This window comes from Streptococcus sp. HMSC077F03 (genome assembly GCF_001812375.1).
Lineage (GTDB): Bacteria > Bacillota > Bacilli > Lactobacillales > Streptococcaceae > Streptococcus > Streptococcus oralis_S.
Genome location: NZ_KV808793.1, coordinates 275,679 through 300,447, shown reverse-complemented (window position 1 = coordinate 300,447; position 24,769 = coordinate 275,679). Strand labels below are relative to the sequence as shown.

25 protein-coding genes and 2 pseudogenes are annotated in these 24,769 nt (G+C 38.6%); 19 read left to right on the top strand and 8 right to left on the bottom strand.

The annotated features are described in order from the left end of the window. The first annotated feature begins 34 nt into the window (after positions 1 to 34). The 3 genes from HMPREF2853_RS06685 to HMPREF2853_RS06675 all read left to right on the top strand — a co-directional run bounded on the left by HMPREF2853_RS06685 (position 35) and on the right by HMPREF2853_RS06675 (position 3,437). The gene (locus HMPREF2853_RS06685; RefSeq protein ID WP_001060204.1) at positions 35 to 307 is read left to right on the top strand and encodes a PspC domain-containing protein; all 273 of its coding nucleotides are present in this window, start codon (positions 35 to 37) and stop codon (positions 305 to 307) included. A 381-nt stretch (positions 308 to 688) separates the two neighbouring features. Continuing rightward, positions 689 to 1,447 (top strand): ABC transporter ATP-binding protein, encoded by a 759-nt coding sequence (locus tag HMPREF2853_RS06680; protein ID WP_000173369.1) that lies wholly within the window; start codon positions 689 to 691, stop codon positions 1,445 to 1,447. A 1-nt stretch (position 1,448) separates the two neighbouring features. Further along, complete coding sequence (locus HMPREF2853_RS06675; protein ID WP_070535390.1) at positions 1,449 to 3,437, top strand: FtsX-like permease family protein; 1,989 nt, start codon at positions 1,449 to 1,451, stop codon at positions 3,435 to 3,437. A gap of 39 nt (positions 3,438 to 3,476) precedes the next feature. On the opposite strand, the gene HMPREF2853_RS06670 is transcribed toward HMPREF2853_RS06675, so the two are convergent. Beyond that, positions 3,477 to 4,172, bottom strand: a complete 696-nt coding sequence (locus HMPREF2853_RS06670; protein ID WP_070535388.1) for a VIT1/CCC1 transporter family protein — start codon at positions 4,170 to 4,172, stop codon at positions 3,477 to 3,479. A 520-nt stretch (positions 4,173 to 4,692) separates the two neighbouring features. Between HMPREF2853_RS06670 and HMPREF2853_RS06665 the strand changes: the two genes are divergently transcribed. The 5 genes from HMPREF2853_RS06665 (at position 4,693) to ftsY (ending at position 9,728) form a co-directional block, all read left to right on the top strand. Next, complete coding sequence (locus tag HMPREF2853_RS06665) at positions 4,693 to 5,457, top strand: hypothetical protein (RefSeq protein WP_070535386.1); 765 nt, start codon at positions 4,693 to 4,695, stop codon at positions 5,455 to 5,457. Positions 5,458 to 5,473: 16 nt separating this feature from the next. Then, complete coding sequence (locus tag HMPREF2853_RS06660) at positions 5,474 to 6,106, top strand: hypothetical protein (RefSeq protein WP_070535384.1); 633 nt, start codon at positions 5,474 to 5,476, stop codon at positions 6,104 to 6,106. Positions 6,107 to 6,804: 698 nt separating this feature from the next. Continuing rightward, positions 6,805 to 7,596, top strand: a complete 792-nt coding sequence (locus HMPREF2853_RS06655; protein ID WP_070535382.1) for a Cof-type HAD-IIB family hydrolase — start codon at positions 6,805 to 6,807, stop codon at positions 7,594 to 7,596. Next, positions 7,596 to 8,414, top strand: a complete 819-nt coding sequence (locus HMPREF2853_RS06650) for a Cof-type HAD-IIB family hydrolase (protein ID WP_070535380.1) — start codon at positions 7,596 to 7,598, stop codon at positions 8,412 to 8,414. Before HMPREF2853_RS06655 ends, HMPREF2853_RS06650 begins: the two co-directional genes overlap by 1 nt. A 3-nt stretch (positions 8,415 to 8,417) precedes the next feature. Continuing rightward, the gene (ftsY, locus tag HMPREF2853_RS06645) at positions 8,418 to 9,728 is read left to right on the top strand and encodes a signal recognition particle-docking protein FtsY (protein ID WP_070535378.1); all 1,311 of its coding nucleotides are present in this window, start codon (positions 8,418 to 8,420) and stop codon (positions 9,726 to 9,728) included. A 44-nt stretch (positions 9,729 to 9,772) separates the two neighbouring features. Here the strand turns inward: ftsY and zwf are convergent, their stop codons facing one another. The 3 genes from zwf to HMPREF2853_RS06630 form a co-directional block, all read right to left on the bottom strand. Further along, positions 9,773 to 11,260 (bottom strand): glucose-6-phosphate dehydrogenase, encoded by a 1,488-nt coding sequence (gene zwf / locus HMPREF2853_RS06640; RefSeq protein ID WP_070535375.1) that lies wholly within the window; start codon positions 11,258 to 11,260, stop codon positions 9,773 to 9,775. Positions 11,261 to 11,408: 148 nt separating this feature from the next. Further along, positions 11,409 to 12,149 carry an amino acid ABC transporter ATP-binding protein gene (locus HMPREF2853_RS06635; RefSeq protein WP_007516801.1) on the bottom strand — a complete coding sequence of 247 codons (741 nt, stop codon included), beginning with the start codon at positions 12,147 to 12,149 and terminating at the stop codon, positions 11,409 to 11,411. Then, positions 12,149 to 14,314, bottom strand: a complete 2,166-nt coding sequence (locus tag HMPREF2853_RS06630; protein ID WP_070535373.1) for an ABC transporter substrate-binding protein/permease — start codon at positions 14,312 to 14,314, stop codon at positions 12,149 to 12,151. Before HMPREF2853_RS06630 ends, HMPREF2853_RS06635 begins: the two co-directional genes overlap by 1 nt. Positions 14,315 to 14,494: 180 nt before the next feature. Here HMPREF2853_RS06630 and uvrB point away from each other — a divergent pair, with 180 nt between their 5' ends. From uvrB to HMPREF2853_RS06580, 10 genes and pseudogenes are all read left to right on the top strand, one after another. After that, complete coding sequence (gene uvrB / locus HMPREF2853_RS06625) at positions 14,495 to 16,483, top strand: excinuclease ABC subunit UvrB (RefSeq protein ID WP_070535371.1); 1,989 nt, start codon at positions 14,495 to 14,497, stop codon at positions 16,481 to 16,483. A 40-nt stretch (positions 16,484 to 16,523) separates the two neighbouring features. Then, positions 16,524 to 17,561, top strand: coding sequence for an acyltransferase (locus HMPREF2853_RS06620; RefSeq protein WP_000125532.1), 1,038 nt, complete (start codon positions 16,524 to 16,526; stop codon positions 17,559 to 17,561). A gap of 79 nt (positions 17,562 to 17,640) precedes the next feature. Continuing rightward, positions 17,641 to 17,841: pseudogene (locus HMPREF2853_RS10190) on the top strand (UvrB/UvrC motif-containing protein); the annotation flags it as partial. Positions 17,842 to 17,855: 14 nt separating this feature from the next. Continuing rightward, a complete protein-coding gene (locus HMPREF2853_RS06615; protein WP_000699276.1) occupies positions 17,856 to 18,482 on the top strand; it encodes an NAD(P)H-dependent oxidoreductase in 627 nt (208 codons plus the stop codon). A gap of 8 nt (positions 18,483 to 18,490) precedes the next feature. Beyond that, positions 18,491 to 19,054, top strand: a pseudogene (locus HMPREF2853_RS06610) (GNAT family N-acetyltransferase). Then, the gene (locus HMPREF2853_RS06605) at positions 19,020 to 19,523 is read left to right on the top strand and encodes a GNAT family N-acetyltransferase (protein WP_001054580.1); all 504 of its coding nucleotides are present in this window, start codon (positions 19,020 to 19,022) and stop codon (positions 19,521 to 19,523) included. Before HMPREF2853_RS06610 ends, HMPREF2853_RS06605 begins: the two are co-directional and overlap by 35 nt. Before the next feature lie 89 nt (positions 19,524 to 19,612). After that, positions 19,613 to 20,116, top strand: coding sequence for a hypothetical protein (locus HMPREF2853_RS06600; RefSeq protein WP_001049397.1), 504 nt, complete (start codon positions 19,613 to 19,615; stop codon positions 20,114 to 20,116). Between the two features lie 495 nt (positions 20,117 to 20,611). After that, positions 20,612 to 21,169 carry a hypothetical protein gene (locus HMPREF2853_RS06590; protein ID WP_000439991.1) on the top strand — a complete coding sequence of 186 codons (558 nt, stop codon included), beginning with the start codon at positions 20,612 to 20,614 and terminating at the stop codon, positions 21,167 to 21,169. Continuing rightward, the gene (locus HMPREF2853_RS06585; RefSeq protein ID WP_000159694.1) at positions 21,147 to 21,584 is read left to right on the top strand and encodes a hypothetical protein; all 438 of its coding nucleotides are present in this window, start codon (positions 21,147 to 21,149) and stop codon (positions 21,582 to 21,584) included. The genes HMPREF2853_RS06590 and HMPREF2853_RS06585 overlap by 23 nt, the downstream gene beginning before the upstream one ends. Positions 21,585 to 21,609: 25 nt before the next feature. After that, positions 21,610 to 22,077 (top strand): 8-oxo-dGTP diphosphatase, encoded by a 468-nt coding sequence (locus HMPREF2853_RS06580; RefSeq protein WP_000091500.1) that lies wholly within the window; start codon positions 21,610 to 21,612, stop codon positions 22,075 to 22,077. Here the strand turns inward: HMPREF2853_RS06580 and HMPREF2853_RS06575 are convergent. Both HMPREF2853_RS06575 and HMPREF2853_RS06570 read right to left on the bottom strand, forming a co-directional pair. Next, on the bottom strand, positions 22,074 to 22,589 hold the full coding sequence (locus HMPREF2853_RS06575; RefSeq protein WP_000159162.1) for a transcription repressor NadR: 516 nt from the start codon (positions 22,587 to 22,589) through the stop codon (positions 22,074 to 22,076). The genes HMPREF2853_RS06580 and HMPREF2853_RS06575 overlap by 4 nt on opposite strands. A gap of 11 nt (positions 22,590 to 22,600) precedes the next feature. Beyond that, the gene (locus HMPREF2853_RS06570) at positions 22,601 to 23,128 is read right to left on the bottom strand and encodes an ECF transporter S component (RefSeq protein WP_001026214.1); all 528 of its coding nucleotides are present in this window, start codon (positions 23,126 to 23,128) and stop codon (positions 22,601 to 22,603) included. A gap of 135 nt (positions 23,129 to 23,263) precedes the next feature. Here HMPREF2853_RS06570 and HMPREF2853_RS06565 point away from each other — a divergent pair, with 135 nt between their 5' ends. Then, on the top strand, positions 23,264 to 23,623 hold the full coding sequence (locus HMPREF2853_RS06565; RefSeq protein WP_000600205.1) for a hypothetical protein: 360 nt from the start codon (positions 23,264 to 23,266) through the stop codon (positions 23,621 to 23,623). A 41-nt stretch (positions 23,624 to 23,664) separates the two neighbouring features. Here HMPREF2853_RS06565 and HMPREF2853_RS06560 read toward each other — a convergent pair whose 3' ends face one another. Further along, positions 23,665 to 24,228, bottom strand: a complete 564-nt coding sequence (locus HMPREF2853_RS06560) for an ECF transporter S component (protein ID WP_001042720.1) — start codon at positions 24,226 to 24,228, stop codon at positions 23,665 to 23,667. After that, positions 24,212 to 24,763: a phosphopantothenoylcysteine decarboxylase gene (gene coaC, locus HMPREF2853_RS06555; protein WP_009730209.1), complete on the bottom strand. Its 552-nt coding sequence runs from the start codon at positions 24,761 to 24,763 to the stop codon at positions 24,212 to 24,214. Before coaC ends, HMPREF2853_RS06560 begins: the two co-directional genes overlap by 17 nt. Positions 24,764 to 24,769 lie beyond the last annotated feature (6 nt).

Genomic DNA, 24,769 nt, shown 5'->3' with positions numbered 1-24,769 from the left:
ACTACTTGTAAGAATACCGAAAGAGGAACATATCATGAATAACAAATTTTATAAAATGAAACGAAATAGTATGGTATCGGGAGTTTTAGCTGGGCTATCAGACAAGTGGAATTTTGATGTAACTCTAGTCCGCTTTCTCTTTGCTATTTTTACCATATCAAATTTTGGGATTGGTGTGATTATTTACATCATTCTTGCGTCTATCCTGCCAACTAAGGAAGAAATCGAAGCAGAAATGTACGGAACAGGACCACGCAAACGCAAGGAAGCCGAAGCCATTGATGACAATGATGGACGGTTTTGGTGAGTTGGATTTTGAAATAGTTTACAGACACTTTCCTTATTTCTCAAAGAAGTCAGAAAAAGAAGTGAACCCTTAACCCTTGCATCCGCAAGGGTTTTCTTCTTACCTTTCTTTTATGGTAAAATATTGATAGCGAAATTGCTTGATATTCTTCAATCTTACAAAAATGTAAGATTAAAGTCTCTTTTGTAAGGTTAGGTTATGGCAAGACCTCTTTTTTTGCGATAAACTAGACTCATAAAGAACAAAGGAGCAAAACCATGAAAAGAATCTTACAAAAGAAAACAAGAAAACCAAGTCAAAAAGATATCGAGCGTGTTCAACTGGGATGCGCTATGATGCAAGCACAGTTTCAATTGATGGGATATTAAGAAGGAGAAAATCATGACACTTTTAGATGTAAAACACGTTCAAAAAATCTACAAAACACGTTTCCAAGGAAACCAAGTCGAAGCACTCAAAGACATTCACTTTACCGTAGAAAAGGGTGACTACGTTGCCATCATGGGGGAGTCTGGTTCAGGAAAGTCAACCCTGCTCAACATCCTAGCTATGCTGGATAAACCAACTCGAGGCCAGGTTTACCTAAACGGAACAGACACAGCCACTATTAAAAATTCACAGGCTTCGAGTTTCCGTCGTGAGAAGTTGGGATTTGTCTTCCAAGACTTTAACTTGCTAGATACCTTGTCTGTTAAGGATAATATCTTGCTTCCGTTAGTGTTATCAAGAAAGCCCATTACGGAGATGATGAAAAAATTGGTGGTGACTGCTGAGAATCTAGGTATCAACCAATTGCAAGAGAAGTACCCTTACGAGATCTCAGGCGGTCAAAAGCAGCGGGTAGCAGTAGCACGCGCCATCATCACAGAACCTGAAATTCTCCTTGCAGATGAGCCGACGGGAGCCCTTGACTCCAAGTCATCTGCAGCTCTTTTGGATGTTTTTGATGAAATCAATGAGCGTGGCCAAACTATTCTTATGGTAACTCACTCAACCGCAGCAGCCAGCAGGGCCAAGCGCGTTCTCTTTATCAAGGACGGAATTCTTTACAATCAAATCTACCGTGGAGACAAGACAGAACGTCAGATGTTCCAGGAAATCTCTGATACCTTGACTGTCATGGCAAGTGAGGTGAATTAGTATGTTTCGATTGACCAATAAGTTAGCGGTTTCGAACTTAATCAAAAACCGCAAACTCTACTATCCCTTTGCTTTAGCAGTTCTCTTAGCTGTGACCATCACCTATCTCTTTTACTCACTGTCACTTAATCCTAACATTGGTAAGATTCGAGGGGGAGAAACTATCTCTATGACCCTTGCTCTCGGTATGGTAGTTGTTACCATCGCTTCTGGAATTATTGTACTTTATGCCAATAGTTTTGTCATGAAGAACCGCTCCAAGGAGCTGGGTGTATATGGTATGCTGGGGCTTGAAAAGCGCCATTTGATCAGTATGGTTTTTAAGGAGCTTCTTATTTTTGGTTCCTTAACCTTGACAGCTGGTCTCGGTCTAGGAGCTCTCTTTGATAAGCTAATCTTTGCCCTTCTTCTGAAGCTGATGAAAATGAAAGTGGAGCTCGTTTCGACTTTCCAACCAATTGTCTTCATCCTAGTTCTCATCGTCTTTGGAGCTATCTTCCTAGGTCTAATTTTTATCAATGCCTTTCGCATCGCACGCATGAATGCCCTTCAGCTCTCTCGTGAAAAAGCCAGTGGTGAGAAAAAAGGACGTTTCTTAGGCCTTCAAACCATTCTAGGTCTGATTAGTTTGGGAGCTGGTTATTACCTAGCAGTAACAGTTGAAAATCCACTTTCTGCTGTTCTGATTTTCTTCGTAGCAGTTTTGTTAGTTATTTTGGGAACTTATCTTCTCTTCAATGCAGGGATCACAGTTTTCCTACAAATCTTGAAGAAAAACAAGCGTTACTATTACCAACCTAACAACATGATTTCCGTATCCAATCTTATCTTTCGAATGAAGAAAAATGCGGTTGGTTTGGCTACGATTGCCATCCTTTCAACCATGGTCTTGGTGACTATGTCTGCTGCAACAAGCATTTTTAAGACTTCAGAAAACTTCAAGAAGGTCATGAATCCACATGATTTTGGGATTACAGGACAGAATGTTGAAAAAGAAGACATCGAAAAACTCTTGAACAAGTATGCTAGTGATAATGGATTGACTGTCACAAAGAAAGAAGTTCTTACATACAGTAACTTTGGTGTGGCAAATCAAGAAGGTACGAAATTGACAATCTTTGAGAAAGGTCAAAATCGTGTTCAACCGAAAACTATTTTTATGGTCTTTGACCAAAAAGACTATGAGAATATGACAGGACAGAAACTTGGACTTTCAGGTAAGGAAGTTGGATTGTTTGCTCAAAACAAGGAACTTCAAGGGCAGAAAGAACTGACTCTGAATAACCAGACCTACACGATCAAAGAAGAAATCAAAAAAGATTTTATTCTTGAACATGTCCCAAATCAGTACAATATTCTAACTTCGGACTATAACTATTTGGTTGTTCCTGACTTACAAGCCTTTCTTGAACAGCATCCTAACTCTTCCATCTTTAATCAATACTATGGGGGTATGAATGTAACAGCTAGTGAGGACGAGCAACTTAAAATTGCAGATGACTATTCAAAATTCGTTAACAACTTTAATAGAGAAATAAACAAAGATGGAAGCTATGTTTACGGAAGCAATCTGGCTGATAGTAGTGCGCAGATGAGTGCTCTCTTTGGTGGAGTTTTCTTCATCGGTATCTTCCTCTCTATCATCTTTATGGTAGGAACAGTTCTGGTTATTTACTACAAACAAATCTCTGAGGGCTATGAAGACCGTGAACGTTTCATCATTTTGCAAAAGGTCGGACTCGATCAAAAGCAAATCAAGCAAACCATCAACAAACAGGTTCTAACTGTTTTCTTCCTTCCATTGCTCTTTGCCTTCCTACACCTTGCTTTTGCCTATCATATGCTTAGCCTCATCCTAAAAGTCATTGGCGTGCTCGATGCGACCATGATGTTGACCGTTACATTGTCCATCTGTGCCATCTTCCTCATCGTCTACGTTTTGATCTTTATGATTACCTCAAGAAGCTATCGCAAGATTGTACAAATGTAAAAAAGATACCTCGATGCTGGTCGAGGTATTTCTTTTATCTTAGATACTAAAGAGTTGTCCCAAGAGGAAGGTTACGCCCATGGTGAGAAGTCCGATACAGAGGTTACGGATCATAGCAGTTTTCGTAGGAGCCTTGCCTAGTTTAGCACTGGTATAGCCAGTGACAAGAAGGGAAAGGGCCACGATAAAGACAGTAGCAGGAATACGATAATCGCTTGGAAAGACGGTTATCGACAGCATAGGAGGAAGGCTTCCCAGTACAAAGGCGATAAAGCTAGAGATTGCAGCATGCCAAGGATTGGTAAACTCTTCGTACTCGATACCGTATTTTTCCTCAACTAAGGCTTTGAGTGGATTTTTTAAAAAAGCCTTGTTGGTCAAGAGTTGGGCGGACGTTTCACACTCACCGTTTTGAAGATAAGCAGCATAGAGGGATTGTTTTGCAGATTCGATGTCTTTATCCAAGAGTAATTGTTCTCGGGCAACAGCGGCTTCTTCTGTGTCTTTTTGAGTGGATACAGAGACGTATTCGCCACCAGCCATAGAAAAAGCACCAGCGAGGATAGCTGCTAGTCCAGATAAAAAGATAATCCAGATATTGCTCGTCGCACTGGCAACACCGATAACGACTCCAGCGATGGAAATAATCCCATCATTGGCACCCAGAACACCTGCGCGTAGGATATTGAGTCGGCCTGCAAAGTTAGCATCAAGTTCATGTTTTATTTCTGTCATAGTCATCTCCTTTCTTTTCATTATAGAGAAAAGAGTAGGGGAATACAAACTTTTTAAACTATCTGAAAAAAGTTCTACGATTCTAATTTTTAAGCCCTTTTCTACTTTATCGAAAAAGCACGGCAATACAGTTGCCAATCCTACTGTACAAGTCCTTTTTTAGCTTATCTATGGTATAATAGAAGGTAGATTTATCAATTGGAGAATGAAGGATTTTATGATTAAACTTGTAGCAACCGAAATCGGAATAAGGTAATTGATACAATAGAATACTAAGAAAGCCTTGGAATAAGTTGTTTCAAGGCTTTTTACTGTCTATAGATAGAAGAAAATGGGTATCAGAAATACTTTGATTCTATGGAGACATCCTTGATTTGTTAAACGTTAAATTGCATGTTTCGAAAGTCAACCATCTTGAGGCAGTATAACTGCATAATATTATCAGTTGAAACGTATGTTATAAAATGCTATAATTATTTATAATATTTAATTTTAAATTGCTGTATATGAGGAACGGAATATGCCAAAATCATTCGATGAATTTTACTTTTCCACTGCGGATGAGAAAGAAGATATTAAGACTTTAAATGATTATTTTATAAAATATAAAAATCTAGGAATTTATCAAGATAATATGTTCTGCCCAGAGTGTAAACAAGCAGAGTTATCTTATGTCCCTAAGACTTCGCAAAGGAGAGCACATTTAAAAAGAAAAACTAGTTCTAAACACACAAATGGGTGCTCTTATCAATTTGATTATGCTAGCAAAAAGTATATAGAAGAATATTTTAAAAATCTTCGTGATGACCAAATTAAAGATAAGCTAGATGCTATGATGAGAAGCCTTTTTTTCAAAAAAGAATATTTGCCTCAAACAGCGATAGTTCGAGGAGGTTTTAGTGATGAAAATCCTTTAGTTCTGACAAGAAAGGTTGAAAGACAAGTACATCATAAAACTTTAAGAAGAAAAAGTATTGAAAAATGGCTAGACAAAGAACTTGAAGATGAACTTCATCTTTTCTATGGTAAAGTACGTTTAAGCATTTCAAAATGGAATAATGAGCAAGGATATACTCTTTATTTTTTGAATATTTTTTGTAAGGATTCGAATAGGGAATGGAAAAAGAAAGCGAGCATATATCTCGGTAATAAAGTCTTGCTTAAAGTTGAAGAAGATGCAGATTATTTTTTTGTTGCAATTGGCCAATTAGATTTCTCAAAAGGATTCCCTCCAAAATTGAAGTTAGCTAGTAGACAAGCTTTATCTATTGAGAAAGTTGTATGATAAGCAGAGGTGTAAAATGGCTTCGTTTGAATATTTAACTGATAGTTTGAAGAAAATTTTCTTAAAAAAGTCTATATCTGATTTTGAAAACGAAACAGAGAATGGAGAGGAAGGCTATGATCCTAGATTTAATGATTCTATTTCAGAAGAACGAGGGATCAAGATTAAAACGTATTATGAAAATTGGGAGAATCAGACATTTGACTCTCTATTGGAAGAGAATGGCTGTGTAGAGTTAGAATTGCTCATTAATGATAATGAAATTTCTGAGAATTTTAGTTTTCGAAATATTGGTATAAACTATAGTGTTACCAAAACTGCAGATTTTAATTTCAGGTATAGAAGTATTAGTGTGCTACCTATGTATAGAGAAAAAGGTGTATGTAGTTACTTACTCTTAAAATCAATTATTGCAGTTTTAGAAGCACTAGAAAACAAAGATGTAGAATTTTCTTTAGTAAATACAGTGAAAATTGAAATTGAAGACAGATTTTCAATTTACGATTCTATTTTAACGGAAAAAATCCCCAGTGAAAATATGCAATATAGGGTATTCTTAGCTGAAAATAGAGATACTGATTTAGCACAGTTAAGGGAAATGTATAATAGCAAGCTAGAAAAAATGACTACTAATTTAAAATTTGCATAGTATGATAGTATGTATAGATTTAGTCATCATTTAATCAATATTTCGTCTGGAAGAAATCATTTAGTTTTCATAAAGTGTGTTGTTCTGCTTGAAAATTGAGAGACTTTGAAACAAGATAAATAGTAAAAAGCCTTGACTACCAAGGCTTTTTACTATGGCTTCAAGCTAGTTTCTAAGAAGGTTCAGAGATTCCATTTATAGCCTAAGTGATCAGGCCAGAAAAGGAGGAAAATTAAATAGTAGATAATTATTTCATTTATTGGTTATTAGTTTATCAAAATGGCTAGTGTAAGATAAACATAGGAAACAGATATACAGAGGATGAAAAATATGCACGTAGTTACTTAATTAAACAATATACAGACATTGGAAAATATGGAATAGATAATGTGCTGAGTGTATTAATTTGTTTTATGAAATATATTGAATTTGATAATGAGTGTCTGTTACAAGAGAAGTTTAGTTATTATAAATTTAGGATTGTAGATGCTATTTTTTAAATAAAACTCACTTCAAAAACGGTCAGGTCATAGAAATATGATCTGACTGTTTTTATGAATGGAATGAGACATTCATTTTATGATATAATATAAAGGATTAACAGAGATGAAAAATGATGGGGGTATTCATAAATCGTTAAAAAGTGCACACCCTAAATGTCCTTTGCACACCCCTAATTCAAAAAAGGAGATAATTGTATGATAAAACTCATTGCCACCGATATGGATGGAACCTTTCTAGATGGAGAGGGGCGGTTTGATATGGAACGCCTCAAAAACGTACTTGTTTCCTACAAGGAAAAGGGGATTTATTTTGCTGTGGCTTCAGGTCGCGGTATTCTGTCCCTGAAAAAGCTGTTTGCGGATGTACGTGATAAAGTGATTTTTATAGCTGAAAATGGGAGCTATGTTGAGTTTCATGGTGAGGATATGTATGAGGCTACTATGCCTCGCGACTTTTACTTGAACACTTTTGAAGCTTTAAAGAAATCGCCCTATTTTGATGAAAGAAAAATGCTACTGACTGGGAAAAAAGCTTGTTATGTTTTGGACACAGTGGATGAAACTTATCTTAAGTTAAGTAGTCACTACAATGAAAATATTCAAAAAATAGCACGTTTGGAAGAGATCACGGATGAGATTTTTAAATTCACCACTAACTTCACAGAAGATACGATAGAAGCTGGTGAGGCTTGGGTAAATGAAAATGTTCCTGGTGTGAAAGCTATGACAACTGGTTTTGAATCCATTGATATTGTCTTGGACTATGTTGATAAGGGTGTAGCTATTGTTGAGCTGGCAAAAAAACTGGGTCTGACCATGGATCAGGTTATGGCTTTTGGCGATAATCTCAATGACCTTCACATGATGCAGGTAGTGGGGCACCCCATCGCTCCTGAAAATGCGCGACCAGAAATTTTAGAATTAGCAGAAGCAGTGATTGGCCACCATAAGGACCAATCAGTGATGGCTTATATGGAGGGTTTGTAATGGCAGATATTAAATTGATTGCACTGGATTTGGACGGTACTTTGCTGACAACGGATAAAAAGCTGACAGATCGTACCAAGGCGGTCCTCAAAGCTGCGCGTGACCGTGACATCAAGGTCGTTCTGACAACGGGACGTCCTCTGAAGGCTATGGATTTCTTTCTCCATGAGCTAGGGACTGATGGTCAGGAGGATGAGTACACCATCACCTTTAATGGTGGTCTAGTACAGAAAAATACAGGGGAGATTCTCGATAAAACCGTCTTTTCAATCGACGATGTGGCACGCTTGTACGAGGAAACTGAAAAACTCGGATTACCGTTAGATGCTATTTCAGAAGGAACCGTCTATCAAATCCAGTCAGACCAAGAAAGTCTCTATGCTAAGTTCAACCCAGCCCTGACTTTCGTACCTGTCGCTTTTGAAGATCTATCTAGTCAGATGACGTATAATAAATGCGTGACTGCTTTTGCCCAAGAACCTTTGGATGCAGCGATTCAACAGATTTCTCCAGAATTGTTTGACCAATACGAAATCTTCAAATCGCGTGAACTCTTATTGGAATGGTCGCCGAAAAACGTCCACAAGGCAACAGGTTTAGCGAAATTAATTAAACACTTAGGAATCGATCAAAGTCAAGTCATGGCTTGTGGTGACGAGGCCAATGACCTTTCCATGATTGAGTGGGCAGGTCTAGGAGTTGCCATGCAAAATGCTGTTCCAGCGGTTAAGGAAGTTGCCAATGTGATTACCCCCATGACCAACGACGAGGAAGCCGTTGCCTGGGCTATCGAAGAATATGTGCTAAAGGAGAGTTAAAAAATGGGATTATTTGACCGTTTATTCGGAAAAAAAGAAGAGCCAAAAATCGAAGATGTTGTAAAAGAAGCACTGGAAAATCTTGATTTGTCAGAAGAGGTTGAAGAAAACCAAACGGTAGTCGAAGAAACTGCTCAGGAAGAGACCACAAGAGACAAAGAGGAAGAAACACCTGCTCAAGAAGAACTTCCTCAGATCTCAACAGAAGAAGTCATTGAACCAGAAGCAGTCGAGGAAACAGACCAAGAGGAGCCTGAGCTAGAAGCTGATGAATTGGAGCAAATCCAAGAACCTGAAGAAATTCTAGAAGAAGAGAACCAAGAAACTGTAGAATTCGAAGAAGAGCTAGCTTCTGAAGTAGTAGAAGAAGAACTTCCTCAAGTTGAAGAAACCGTTCAGGAAAAATATGACCGCAGTCTCAAGAAAACCCGTACGGGATTCGGTGCTCGTTTGAATGCCTTCTTTGCAAACTTCCGTTCTGTCGATGAAGAATTCTTCGAGGAATTGGAAGAACTGCTCATCATGAGCGACGTCGGTGTGCAAGTCGCTTCAAACTTAACAGAAGAACTACGTTATGAAGCTAAACTTGAAAACGCTAAGAAGCCTGACGCACTTCGTCGTGTCATTATCGAGAAATTGGTCGAGCTCTACGAAAAGGATGGCAACTACGATGAACAAATCCATTTCCAAGATGGCTTGACCGTCATGCTCTTTGTTGGTGTTAATGGTGTTGGGAAAACAACTTCTATCGGGAAATTGGCTCATCGCTACAAACAAGCTGGCAAGAAAGTCATGTTAGTTGCGGCAGATACCTTCCGTGCGGGTGCAGTGGCCCAGCTAGCTGAATGGGGTCGTCGTGTTGATGTTCCTGTTGTGACGGGGCCTGAAAAGGCTGATCCAGCAAGTGTGGTCTTTGATGGGATGGAACGTGCCGTAGCAGAAGGGATTGATATCCTTATGATTGATACAGCAGGTCGTCTGCAAAACAAGGACAACCTTATGGCCGAGTTGGAAAAGATTGGTCGCATTATCAAACGTGTCGTTCCTGAAGCACCTCATGAAACCTTCCTGGCACTCGATGCTTCAACTGGACAGAATGCCTTAGTACAAGCTAAGGAATTTTCTAAGATAACACCATTGACTGGAATTGTTTTGACAAAAATTGACGGAACTGCCCGAGGTGGTGTTGTACTAGCTATCCGTGAAGAACTCAATATCCCAGTGAAATTGATTGGTTTTGGTGAAAAAATCGATGATATAGGGGAATTTAACTCAGAAAACTTTATGAAGGGTCTCTTAGAAGGCTTGATTTAATACAAAATAAATATCCTGCAAGTCAATCTTGCAGGATATTTTTGCTATTCTAAACGGCCATCTTCACGATAGGCGATATCTGGTTGCCAGGTCCATTTAGCTCCATACTTCTCAAGTAATTCAAAGCTAGCTTGTGGCCCCATGCTTCCAGCTTTATAATCGTAGAGTGGAGCTCCGTTTTCTGCCCAGAGCTCTTCGATACGGTCAATCAATTTCCAAGAAGCACTTACCTCATCCCAGTGGCTAAAATTGGTTGAGTTGTTGTTCAAAACATCGTAGATTAATTTCTCGTATGGGTCTGGTGAGGCTCCCGTAGCAGTAGCATCTGTACGGTAATCCAGAGAGCTTGGAGCTAGGTTAAATTCTTCACCGACTTGTTTCCCATTTAAGCTAAGAGAGAATCCTTCAGTTGGTTGGATATAGATGGTCAAGATATTTGGTGCTAATGGTTCTCCAAAGATAGAGTCCATTTGCTTAAAGACGATATTGACGTGAGTTCCTTTTTCGGTCAGGCGTTTCCCTGTACGGAAGAAAAAGGGAACACCACGGAAACGATCGCTATCTACAAAGAAGGCGCCAGATGCAAAGGTTTCTGTTGTAGATTCAGGATCGACATTTGGCTCGCTTCGATAGGAAATGTATTTCATACCATCGATTTTACCAGAGCGGTACTGACCACGGATAAACTGTTCTTTCAATTCTTCCTCAGTTGGATGATAGAGGTTTTTAAAGACCTTTATCTTTTCAGCACGAATCTCATCCTTTGTAAAGCTAGCTGGTTTGTCCATGGCTAGAAGAGAGAGAAGTTGGAGAGTATGGTTTTGCACCATATCACGAAGGGCACCAGATTGATCGTAGTAGCCACCGCGTTCTTCTACACCCAAACGTTCCGCAAAGGTAATCTGAACATTATCGATGTGTTCGCGATTCCAAACATTCTCAAAGATCATGTTGGCAAAACGAACAGCAAAGATACTCTGAATCATCTCTTTACCTAGGTAATGGTCGATACGGTAGATTTGCTCCTCATCAAAGGCCGCAAGGAGATCTTCATTGAGTTTGCTTGCTGTTTCGTAGTCTGTACCAAATGGTTTCTCAACGATCAAGCGCTCAAAACCTTTACCATCGACAATGTTTTCAGATTTGAGGTGCTTGGCAATAGTTCCAAAGAACTGAGGTGCCATAGACAAGAAGAAGAGCTTATTGTGTTCAGCTTGGTATTTTTCGTTAAGCTCAGCTTGTAATTGGCGCAAAGCAATGTAATGTTCCGTATCGTTCACATCATGGCTTTGATAGTAGAAGTGGCTAGCAAATTCTTGGGCTTGCTCGGTACTATCTGCCAAATCAAGGATGGATTCGACAACTACAGATTCAAAATATTCCTTACTCCAAGGTCTACGAGCTGTTCCGATAACTGCAAAATGTTCAGAGAGATTGCCTGATTTATAGAGTCTGAAAAGGGAAGGGTAGAGTTTGCGTTTAGCTAAATCTCCACTCGCACCGAAAATTGTAACAATAACCTTTGATGACATCTAGCTACCTAATTTCTATATTTTTTCCTAGTTGGACTAGGGATGAGATTTTCTCATTGTCATAGCTTTTATTTTATCATAATTTTCAAAAAAATCAAAAATCCAATACGCAATTAAAAAACTGTAAGGAGAACCTTACAGTTTTGTTTTATACATTTAAGACCTTGTCCAAGAACTCTTTTAGACGAGGGTGTTGAGGGTTATCAAAGATTTGGTCAGGTGTTCCGTCTTCTAGGAACTCACCATCAGCCGTAAAGATAACGCGGTTGGCAACCTGACGAGCAAATCCCATCTCATGGGTTACGATAATCATGGTCATGCCTTGTTCTGCCAATTCCTTCATAACATTCAGTACATCTCCAACCATTTCAGGGTCAAGAGCGGAAGTTGGCTCATCAAAGAGCATGATATCAGGATTCATGGCAAGTCCACGAGCGATAGCTACACGCTGTTTCTGACCACCTGAAAGGCTATCTGGGTTAGCATTAGCTTTGTCTGCAAGACCGACTTTCTCCAGCAACTCCATCCCCAATTTTTCAGCTTCTTCTTTGGTCATTCGTTTGTGTTCAATAGGAGCAAAAGTGATATTTTCTAGGACGGACATGTGAGGGAAGAGGTTGAAATGTTGGAAGACCATTCCAACATTTTCGCGAACATGGTCGACATTGGTTGATTTGTCAGTCAAATCATAACCATTCACAGTGATGTGACCACTCGTTACCTCCTCGAGAAGGTTAAGGCTACGGAGGAAAGTGGATTTACCAGAACCAGAAGGACCGATGATACAGACAACATCTCCTTCATAGAATTTAGTAGTAATGCCTTTTAAGACTTCATTTTTTCCATAATACTTATGCAAATCATTTACATCAATTTTTAGTTTTGCCATTAACGAATCCTCTTTTCTAAGCGTTTCGCTAGTCTAGTCAAAAGCGTGATAATTACAAGATAGAAGATAGCAAGGATTGCATACATCTTGAAACTTTGGTAGTTACGGGCGATGATAATCTTACCAGTTTGGAAAAGTTCCACCAAACCGATAGCAGATACAATGGTTGTATCTTTAAGAGCGATAACGAATTGGTTGACAAAGTTTGGCAACATCAATTTAGTCGCTTGTGGCAAGATAATCTTACGCATGGTTTTTCCATAAGAGATACCAAGACTGCGGCTGGCTTCCATTTGTCCAACTGGAACAGCTTGAATCCCACCACGAACAATTTCAGCGATATAAGCAGCAGCATTGAGTGAGAGGGCTATGGTACCAGCTACAAAGTCGTTAATTGGACTTTGATGGCCTGTAATGGACTCGATGAAGTTTGGAATCCCCCAGAAGATGAAGGCTGCAAGAATCATCAAGGGAATACCTCGAATAACGTCAACGAAAATCTCAGAGATCAGACGAAGAGATTTGTATGGGCTAACGCTAAACATACCGAAGATAATACCGATGACAATGGCGATTGCAAATGAAATAAGTGCAAGAGCAAGAGTGATTCCAAGTCCGCTAAGGAGTTGTTTGTAGTTGTTTTGAAGCAAGCCCCAGATAGTTGTTTCGTCAACCGTACTTGTAGAGTCAGTTGAAGTTTCACTAGCTAGATACTTGTCAAGAATTTTTTGGAATTCTCCGCTAGCTTTAAGATTCGCAAGTCCGTTATTGAACATCTGGATCAATTCTGGATTGCTACCCTTCTTAACTGCAAAGGCTGTTTCACCGATTGGAGTTCCAGCGATTGGAGTTTTCAATTTTTGCCCTTGGCTGATAGAATATTTGAGAACTGGCTCATCATCCATCACGGCATCAATAGATCCAGTATTTAGACTGTCATACATTGATGCGCCATCTGCAAAGGTTTTAATCTTATAGCCGTATTTGCTTTGGTTTTCAGTAAGGAATGTTTGAGAAGCAGTTCCGTTTTTAACACCGACAGTTTTATCCTTGAGGTCTTCATAAGAAGCAATTGTGCTTGATTCTTTCACACCGAGAATCGTATTTGCTGTGTAGTATGATTCTGAGAAGTCGAAGGTTTCCTTACGAGCATCTGTTACAGACATACCAGCAATGATACCATCTGCTTGTCCAGCTTGAACAGCACTAATGGCTGCATCAAATCCTGGATTGGTAATCTCAATTTCAAAACCTTGATCTTTGGCAATGGCCTTGATAAGGTCCATATCAATACCGGTGTATTGATTGCTTGAATTTTGAAAGACGAATGGGGCGAAAGATGAGTCGCTGGCAATAATGTACTTGCTTTTCACGGGAGTAGCTTTTTGTCCAGCAGCAGTAGTTGTCGTTGGGCTTGCCGTAGTTTTAGAAGCTGTCCATTTTTGGATGATTTGCTCCAAGCTACCATCCTTCTTCATTTGTGCTAGGGCTTCGTTAAACTCGGTAACCAAGTGTTCATACTTGCTCCCTTTCTTGACACCAAAGGCAAAGCTTCCAACAGCCTCACCATCCATATTGATGCTGAGATCTTGTCCTTGGTTAATCGCATATTCGATAACAGGTTTATCATCCATGATGGCATTTACAGCACCAGCACTTAGACTGTTATTCATCAAATCACCTGTATCAAAGGTTTTAATAGAGAAACCGTATTTATCTTTGATACTTTCGAGGAAACGTTGAGCAGCAGTTCCGTTCTTAACTCCAACTGTTTTTCCGCTAAGTTCCTCATATTTGGTGATTTTATTTGCCTTTGTGGTAGCAATGACAACTTTTGTATCATAATAGGTATCAGACATGGTAAAGACATTTTCACGTTCTTTTGTTTTTGTCATACCTGCCATAATGGCATCCGCTTGACCTGACTGCACTGCATTTACAGCTGCATCAAAGCCAGGATAAGACATTTGGATGTTCCATCCTTTGATTTCTGCGACTTTATTGATAATATCAACATCAATTCCTTTATAGGTTTGATCTGAATCTTTAAACTCAAAAGGTGCGTAAGCTGTATCAGACACAATCTTAACAGTATCAGCTTTTGCCATACCTAGTGAGAAAATGGGAAATAAAATGAGCAAACATGCTAGTATTTTTTTCTTCATTTTTAGTCTCCTTTTCCGAATATTTTCCCATTATATCAGAAAATGAATGAAAAGGCAAATTTTATGGATTTTATGTAAGGAAATGTAACATGAAATACTCACTCTTATCAACCTAGAGTAGAGTCTGAAAAGTAAATTTATGGTAAAATAGAAGGATAGAAAAATGCAGATGAGGCAATCATGATTAATAGAATTACAGATAATAAATTTAAACTAGTATCAAAATACCAACCTTCAGGAGATCAACCCCAAGCGATTGAGCAGTTGGTTGACAATATCGAAGGTGGAGAGAAGGCCCAAATTTTGATGGGGGCGACGGGTACAGGGAAGACCTATACCATGAGTCAGGTCATTTCCAAAGTTAATAAACCAACTTTGGTCATTGCCCATAACAAAACGCTAGCTGGGCAGCTCTATGGAGAGTTCAAGGAATTTTTCCCTGAAAATGCAGTCGAGTACTTCGTATCCTACTATGATTATTATCAACCAGAGGCCTATGTCCCTTCGAGCGATACCTATATTGAGAAGGATAGCTCGGTCAATGATGAGATTGACAAGCTTCGACACTCAGCGACTTCAACTCTTCTGGAGCGTAACGATGTCATCGTCGTAGCTTCTGTCTCTTGTATCTATGGTTTGGGTTCGCCCAAGGAATATTCTGATAGTGTTGTTAGTCTTCGTCCAGGTCTGGAGATTTCTCGTGATAAACTCTTGAATGACTTGGTTGATATTCAGTTTGAACGCAATGATATTGATTTCCAACGGGGAAGATTTCGCGTTCGCGGGGATGTGGTGGAGATTTTCCCAGCTTCTCGTGATGAACACGCTTTTCGAGTAGAGTTTTTCGGTGATGAGATTGACCGTATCCGTGAGGTTGAGGCTTTGACAGGTCAGGTATTGGGTGAAGTGGATCATTTGGCGATTTTCCCTGCCACTCACTTTGTGACCAATGACGACCACATGGAAGTTGCGATTGTGAAAATTCAGGCAGAGTTGGAGGAGCAGTTGGCTGTCTTTGAAAAGGAAGGCAAACTGCTAGAAGCTCAGCGTTTGAAACAGCGGACAGAGTACGATATCGAAATGCTGCGTGAGATGGGTTATACCAACGGTGTCGAAAACTACTCCCGCCACATGGATGGTCGTAGCGAAGGAGAGCCTCCTTATACGCTTCTTGACTTCTTCCCAGAAGATTTCTTGATTATGATTGATGAAAGTCACATGACTATGGGGCAAATAAAGGGCATGTACAATGGAGACCGTTCTCGTAAGGAAATGTTGGTCAATTATGGTTTCCGTTTGCCGTCTGCCTTAGATAATCGTCCTCTCCGTCGGGAGGAGTTTGAGAGTCATGTGCATCAGATTGTATACGTTTCAGCGACACCAGGTGACTATGAAAATGAACAGACCGAGACAGTGATCGAGCAAATCATTCGTCCAACAGGGCTCTTGGATCCTGAAGTGGAAGTCCGTCCAACTATGGGACAGATTGATGACCTCCTAGGTGAAATCAATGCCCGTGTTGAAAAGAATGAACGAACCTTTATCACAACCTTGACCAAGAAGATGGCAGAAGACTTGACCGACTACTTCAAAGAAATGGGCATCAAGGTCAAGTATATGCACTCGGATATCAAAACCTTGGAGCGGACGGAGATTATCCGTGACCTACGTTTGGGTGTTTTTGATGTTTTGGTCGGAATCAATCTGCTCCGCGAAGGGATTGACGTTCCTGAGGTAAGCTTGGTTGCTATTCTAGATGCTGACAAGGAAGGTTTCCTTCGTAACGAACGTGGATTGATTCAGACCATTGGACGTGCTGCTCGCAATAGCGAAGGGCATGTCATCATGTATGCAGACACGGTGACCCAGTCTATGCAACGTGCTATTGATGAAACGGCTCGTCGTCGGAAAATCCAGATGTCTTATAATGAAGAGCATGGTATCGTACCTCAGACAATCAAGAAAGAAATCCGTGACCTGATTGCTGTAACTAAGGCAGTTGCTAAGGAAGAGGACAAGGAAGTCGATATCAATAGCCTCAACAAACAAGAACGTAAGGAACTCGTCAAGAAACTCGAAAAACAAATGCAAGAAGCCGTCGAAGTGCTTGACTTTGAACTGGCTGCTCAGATCCGCGATATGATGCTGGAAGTGAAGGCGTTAAACTGAAAAAATTATAAAGAAATAGAAATATATAGAAAGACATAATATGACAGCAAAAAAAACTAAACACATAGGCATTGAATGTTGTAGAATTTTCGCTATGTTGATGATTTGCAACTTACATGTTTTGGGTATGGGAGGAATTTTGGAGAAAGTTGATAGTCAAAAAGATCTTTACTATATTTTTGCCAATTTTTTAGAAGCTTTCTCATATTCAGCTGTAAATATTTATATTTTAATCAGTGGGTATGTCGGTCTTTATTCACAATTTAGTTATAAAAAAATATTTAGTTTTTGGGTACAGATTATTTTCTATACTATTTCAATTACTTTTGTATTTGCTATTTTTTCAAAAACATCTGTTAACTTAAGTGATTGGTTTTCAGCTTTAACTCCAATAAGTCATGGACAGTATTGGTATATGAGTTGCTATTTTGGTTTAGTCTTAATAGCACCATTTTTGAATCAAGCAGTGTTGACATTGAAAAAAGAACAATTGCTTCCAATTGTTAGTGGAGCATTTATATACTTTTCTGTCATACCTACAGTATTTAAACAAGATATTCTGGGCTTGTGGGGTGGATATAGTGTATTATGGATGATTCTTTTGTACACTATAGGAGCAATAATTAGAAAATCAAATTACGAAAGTCGTTTTCAAATACGTAATGTTAGTGGATTCATTTTATTTCTAACTAGTTTAACTTTTATATTGTGCTGGCTTGGTTTTGAACAGTGGAGAAGTTATATTTCTCCTACGGTTACACTGCAAGGAATAGCAATATTTTTACTCTTCTTGAATATTAAAGATATTCCCTTAACTTTTAAGAGAATAGTTCTTTTAATATCTCCACTAACTTTGGGGGTTTATCTGTTTCATGTACATCCTCTTATTTTTAGAAGAATTATACCAACCATCCATACTTTAGTTGAAGAACAAGAATTTCCCATTTTTGTCATTATGATTCTAGTTATGACACTGGCCCTGTTCTTTTCTGGCGCTATGATTGAGTATTTTAGAAATAAATTAATGGCGTATATTCTTACTTTAATAAAGAGTGTTAAAAATCTTAAACAGACTTAAAACTTTATTGTCTTATTAAAATAGGAGCAAGAGGCATTAAAATATACACTTCACTGAGAACTTAAGTTTTACTGAACTTATCCGTGATCTAATCGCCGTAACCAAGGCAGTTTCCAAAGAAGAGGACAAGGAAGTCGATATCAATAGTCTCAACAAAAAAGAGCGCAAGGAACTCGTCAAAAAACTCGAAGAACAAATGCAAGAAGCCGTCGAAGTGCTTGATTTTGAACTGGCTGCTCAGATACGTGATATGATGTTGGAAGTGAAGGCGTTGGATTAGATAGGAGAAAACGAATGAAAATTTTAGTGATCAATGGACATCCTGACAAGGGAAGTTTCTGTCAAGAAATTTTTCAAACGATTGTAAAAAATATTGACTCAAATCATCATGAGTTTGAATCTATTAACCTAAATGAGATAGATTTTGATCCTGTATTACGTTATGGTTATCGAAAACGGATGGAAGAGGACCCCTTCATACTTCGCTCTCAGGAATTAATTCAGTGGGCAGATCATTTCATTTTTGTTTATCCAATTTGGTGGAGTAGTATGCCTAGTTTATTGAAGGGTTGGATCGATCGTGTTTTCACGCCAGGAATTGCGTACTCTGCCAATAATCAAGGAAGTTTTATTTTAAACTACTTAAGGGGTCAGCAGTTTAAAAAGTTACTAAAAGGAAAAACAGCTAGTATTTACGCAACATCCATGGCACCAACATGGTGGTACAAAGTATTTTCAGGTCCTATCAATATCCCAGACAGTTATGGAATATCAGTATTAAAGAATGCTGTCCTGAATCATTGCGGTATCAAAACAAAGAAAGTTTCAATTTTGGGTGAATTAGGGCGTGAGGTGAATACAAATTCTACAAGACAAAAATATCTACAAAAAGTAGCTGAGGAAGTCAAGGCGTTGGATTAGGAAAAAGTATGGTTTATTTAAGAAAACTAATTGAAGAAGATTTGGTGTCTTTGTGGGAAATTGCTTATTCACAATCTAATCCAATTTGGAAACAGTATGATGCTCCCTATTATGATGATTATCAGCATTTTCCTAATTTTCAAGAATTTAAACTACAAAAATTAGAATCTACTCTAAACAACTCAAATCGCCTTGGTATTTTTGTTGATGATAAATTAGTTGGGACTGTTTCGCGCTACTAGGTATGTAAACAAACAAGATGGATGGAATTGGGGATTTGTATTTATGATAACAAGTTTTGGAACTCTGGCATTGGAAAAGTTGCTATGCTACAGTGGATAGATCGGACATTTCAGGATTACTTGGAGTTGGAGCATCTTGGTTTGACAACTTGGTCAGGAAATTTTGGTATGATGAAATTGACTGAAAAATTAAGAATGAAAAAAGAAGCTCATATTCCAAAAGTTCGTTATTACCAAGGCAAATATTTTGAAAGTATTAAATATGGTATTTTGAGAGAAGAATGGGGTAAAATAAATGAACCTAACTATCAAACAAATGGAAACTCCTGAAGAGATAGAAGGTAAATCCTTCGTTCATTGGCAAACGTGGAGAGAGGCTTATGATGATCTTTTACCTGCAGAATTTCAGGAGACGATGACATTAGAAAGATGTCGATTCTTTAGTCAAAAATATCCAGAAAATACATTGATTGCGATAGATGGTATGAAAGTAGTTGGTTTTATCAGTTATGGAAACTTTCGTGACGAGACTATTCAAGCTGGTGAAATTATTGCCTTATATGTTTTAAAAGACTATTACGGAAAAGGTATTGCTCAGGAGTTAATGAAGGAAGCTCTGACGACTCTTGAACAGTTCTCTGAAATATTTTTATGGGTATTAAAAGAGAATAAGCGAGCCATTGCTTTCTATCAAAAAATGGGTTTTACTTTTGATGGGCAAGAAAAAATACTTGACCTTGGAAAACCTATCACTGAAATTAGAATGGTACGTAAGAAATCATCAAATTCTGAGAGTTAAATGCTGGTAGAATTGTGATTTTGTTTTCAGATTACGCAATGAAAAAACAATCGCGTTTTAAAATATATTTTAAATAGAGGGAAGTTATTATGAATTTGAAAGAGACGAAGTATAAGAAGTCATCAGGGTTAGATTCTGTTCGTTTTTGGTTACAAGGGCATCGATTTGTCAAATTTATGTTTGATATTATCTTTTATATCATCTTGTTCCTAGTTATAGAATTTACAACATCACAAAACAAAAGCCTTCCAGCTGATTTTCGGTACAGAGAACTCTTATTTCCCTTGCAACTGAATTTTTTTATCTTGGGTAATAGGTTCTATGCTCTCTTTTTGTCAGTGAAAACTGAAAAAGAAAGGACCCTTAAAAGATTTTGTGAACCCTTTATTTATATCAATGTCCTTAGCTTCATTTTTCAACTGATTGGTGTGAGAAAAAGAGCAAGAGTCGTTCTGTCACCTTTGTTTTCACTGGAGTCATCCTATATCTGGTTTCCTATTGTCGTCTATCTTCTAGTCTTGATGTTAACTCTGGCAATCTTCTTTCTCTCTAAAGGTTCAAAAAAAGGAGTAGATGAAAATGAAGATGAGTAGACAAATGAAGTACAAGACAAACGAAAAGTCTTCTTGGACTAAAAGGTTTTCTCTTTGGTTGGAAAGGCACAGAAGGATTGGTCAACTTTTGGATACGAGTGTATTATTTGGATCTATGTTTGTATCATTTCTCGCCGTCTCTTTCATTAGTTCTCCATTCCCAAACTTAAATTATCTTTCCCCTTTAAGTTTCAATCTTATCCTTCTGATTGTATCAACTTATATCCTAGTCCTTCGTTTTAGTAGTGATAAACTTCAGAAATGGCGTTACTTTTCATGGATATTTATTGGGTTCAATGGTCTTCTTTTTCCCCTTCATCTCTTGGTAAGTCTGAATTGGCTAGGACGTCGCAAGACAACGAATTCCCCTCCTATAATTTCTATGGATCCGACCTATGCCTGGTTTCCTATTGTAAGTTATCTATTTTTCTTTTTCTTGGGGCTAGGCATCCTGCTTTTGATTATACAGATAGAAAAGAGAAGAAGGAGGCGTAAATGGAACGAAAGATTAAGAGACAAAAGAAGGTCAAACAACAGGACAGAAAAATGAGAAAAATCCATAAAAAGTATTCTTTGGTAGCTCACGTCCAATTGTGGCTGGAAAGACATTCAAAGATTGCTTCTTTTATGGATGGTGGTATAATATTATTATCTATTTTTGGTATCATGTATGTGTTGTTCGGGACGTCACTTATCCCGAAACCATATCAAGAAATGTCCTATGTCTTGCCAATTATTATGAATTTTGTCTTTTTGGTGCACACACTCTATCAAGGTATTTTTAGAGATGGTTTTATCAATATGGCTTCAGTACAAGGATTTTTAAAAACTTTTCTATACATAAATGGACCTATTTTTCTCCTCCACTTACTTGTTGGGGTGAAAGGGAGAAATGTTAAAAAAATTCCTTCCTTATTATCTGTTGATTATCGCTACATCTGGCTTCCAATTGCTACCTATCTAATCTTTTTCATCATTCCAGCGATATTGATGGTGATTTTGAAATATAATGATAAAAAGAGGAAAAATTATGACAAAAGAAAATCTAACTAAGTTAATTTCGTTTAAGACACTTTATTTGGTTTTGCTGACCTTTGTGGTTCTTCATTTGGTGTTGTTGGTTTTTGGACTATCTTTTACGCCGATTTTGTGGAATAGTTGGTTTTTCATTCTTTGTTTGACCTTCCTAATCCATCCCTGGAGAATCTTTTATAGAACAAGAGATGCTAAATGGTATCACCTTATTTTTCAAATATTTAGTGGATTGGTGACATTTTACCTTTGGTTTGCAGCATTCTTTGTTCTATCAGTTATCTCGGAACCAGCCATCCCTATCAATATAGACTATCGCATAGAAGATAAGGAAATCATCATTGCTAGGGGTTTTTTGGCCCGTACTACTTATGACCATCATGAATTGATCAATCCCTTTATCATGAAGGCAGAAGTAAAATATCGAGATGAATAATAACAAATAGAAAGTGAGTGAATCCATGTCACGTTCCCAAGCAACTATTTTAACCAATATCTGTCTGATTGAAGACCTCGAAACCCAGCGCGTGGTGATGCAGTATCGTTCACCCGAAAACAATCGCTGGTCTGGCTATGCCTTTCCAGGAGGGCATGTTGAGAATGGCGAGGCCTTTGCCGAGTCTGTCATTCGTGAGATTTATGAAGAAACAGGTCTAACCATTCAGAATCCACAACTAGTCGGCATTAAAAACTGGCCCTTAGATACAGGTGGGCGTTACATCGTTTTTTGTTATAAGGCGACAGAGTTTACTGGGAATCTCCAATCTTCAGATGAAGGAGAAGTATCTTGGGTGCAAAAAGACCAGATTCCAAACTTGGATCTGGCCTATGATATGTTGCCTCTGATGGAAATGATGGAAGCACCTGACAAGTCTGAGTTCTTCTATCGCCACCGTACAGAGGACGGCTGGGAGAAAGAAATTTTCTAGTCTTTTACTAAATAACCTAACTGATCCAAGGCCTCCTCGATATAGTGGAGGTCTTGTTGTGTCTCGGCTTCAACAAGGTGGTAATGAATGCCATCTGTCAATTCAGAAAGGGGTCTAAAGTCTGAATTCTCGACTTGTTCTAGAAAGTGCTGGACATCTCGACGGCAAGTGAGTTTGAGTAGGGTTTCAATTTCGCCATAAACAGGATGGTCAATCAAGGTATTCTGAACGCGTCCGCCATTATCTACAATGGCTAGTAGTTCCTGACCGATTTCTTCCAGTTCATGTTTCACTTTAAAGAGTTTGTGAACGTAGGGGCTGGTATCATTTTCTTTGTAGATATAACCACGATTGGTGGATAGGATAGGAGCTCCATCTGCTCGGAGAATAGCGATGTCCTGTACAATGACCTGGCGCGTAACATGGAAGTGCTCAGCCAAGGTTTGACCATTGAGAGCTTTTGGCGCCTCTTTTAAGAGTTTGAGAAGAGCTTGTTTGCGATCCTTTGTCATAGTTTTTCCTTTTAGCGACGTTTTCGAAGCACTTTATAGACAGCTAGTGCTAATGTATAGTCTACCATACTATGGACGATTGTGCCAAAACCAACTAGGACAAAGAGAACATAAAACATATTTTCAACATTTGTCCCTGAAGTAGCATAGAAGATAATACAAGCTATTACTTCAGCGATAGCATGAACAACACCCAAAACAAAGTTAAAAATCCAAGACACCTTTGGTTTATCCAAGGTTTCAGGGAATTTTTTTAAGTACAAAGCCCCCAAAGTACCAAAAACAATGTGAGAGAAGGCACGAAGTACAATAACAGGCGGATAGCCTGCCATCAGAAAACCAAGACTAGAAGCAATAATTACAAAAGCAGCCATCAAAGGCGAAAGAAACATGGCGATAAAGATGGGGATATGACTTCCCAAGGTGTAAGAAGCCGGTGGGATAACGATTTTAAAAGGCATAATGATTGGAATCAAAATCGCTATTGCAGTGAGTAGGGCAGTCATAGTCATAAACTGCGTTTTTTTCCGTATATTCATAAGAACCTCCATTTATCTGTATATACACAAGTATAGTACAATAAATCACCAATCAAGTCAAGAAGCATTATTGATTTTTCAGGAAAATTTGGTTAAAATGTGGTAAAGAATAATAGGAACTGAGGAGAAATTGTGATGATACTTTTTGTTTACCTAATCGTGGTAATCGTGATGATGTCAAAACAGAAAAGTGAAGGGAAAGTAGTCTCAGGTTGGACTCGTTTCATAGTTTATAGTTTATTGGTCCTTTCGCTACTCTCTCTATTAGCAAGTGGCCTGGCTGTTTCACTTTTTAGCCTTCCTTTATTAGGTTTTCTTTTGATGGCAGCAATACTCGAAATTGCTTATTTCGTCAGATTGGTGATTGCATTTGGTTTGGTTTTTCTATCACTAACCCTATACTTGGATAGCCAGAAAAGCCAGCAACCTACCCCTCTTTCGTATCAGCTCCTGCGCTTTGGCTTTCATATTCTATTGATGTTTCTTATGTTTTAAATGCTAAACTCCACCTTCAGGATGAAAGTGGAGTTGATTTTTTATTTCTTCAAGGTTTGTAAACGTGGGACAATTGCTACTGTTAGAACAGCAGAAATGACAAGCTCGGCAATTGAGTTTGTAGAAATAACGGTTGCTAGGAGTTTTTGGATATTGCCGTCGAAGACATTTCCAAAAAGGAAGAAGATTCCCCCAAGGACAAAGACGGTGTTGGTAAGGGAACCAAGGGCACCAGCTAGGATTAGCCCAGTTTTATTTTTCATCAGTTTATATACCAAGTAAGGTGTCAGACCGATCAAAATGCGAGGGACAATAGCAATAATCGCAGAATAGATGTTTCCGTTCGGTACGAATGGTGAGAAGAGGTAGCTGGTTGGAAGGATGGTAATCGTGTTTACCGTTAAGCTTAGCAGTCCCATCAAGAAACCAAGTGTAACACCAACTCGTGGGCCGTAAATGATACTAGCAATGATTACTGGAATATGAACGATAGTTGGTTTAATTGGAAATGGGAAAAGATTAAATAGGAGAGAGCTCAAAAAGTGGATAACGAGCATAACTGCAAAAAAGATAGCAATTGGGGCAATGTTAGAGCGTTTGTTCATCGAGGGTTTCCTTTATTCTTTCTAATATAGTATTCAGGTCAGCTAGGGCGCCTTTGCCGTGATCGCCACAGGCTAGTAGAGATTCCTTTGGAGAGATAATCTGATAACCATAGGTCTCTAATGTTTTTAGATTAGCCTGGGTTGCCGGATGGTCATACATTTTTGTATTCATGGCTGGCGCTAAGAGTTTAGGGATGTGACTTGGTAGGGCAAGCGCTGTGCTTGTCACCATGTTATCCGCAAAACCGTGCGCAAGTTTGGCAATGGTATTAGCAGTAGCAGGGACAACGATAAAAAGATCAGTTCTTTTACCTAGTTCGATATGATTGACTTGATCAGGATAGGGTTCCTTCATGACATCAAGGTGAACTGGATTCTGTGAGAGTACCTGTAGTGTCAAAGGCTGGATAAACTCTCTCGCTGCCTCGGTCATTAAGACAGTGACATGATGGCCTTGTTTTTTCAAAGAACTGACCAGGTCAGCTGATTTATAGGAGGCAATGGAACCTGTCACTGCAATGAGAATATTTGCCATGGCTTT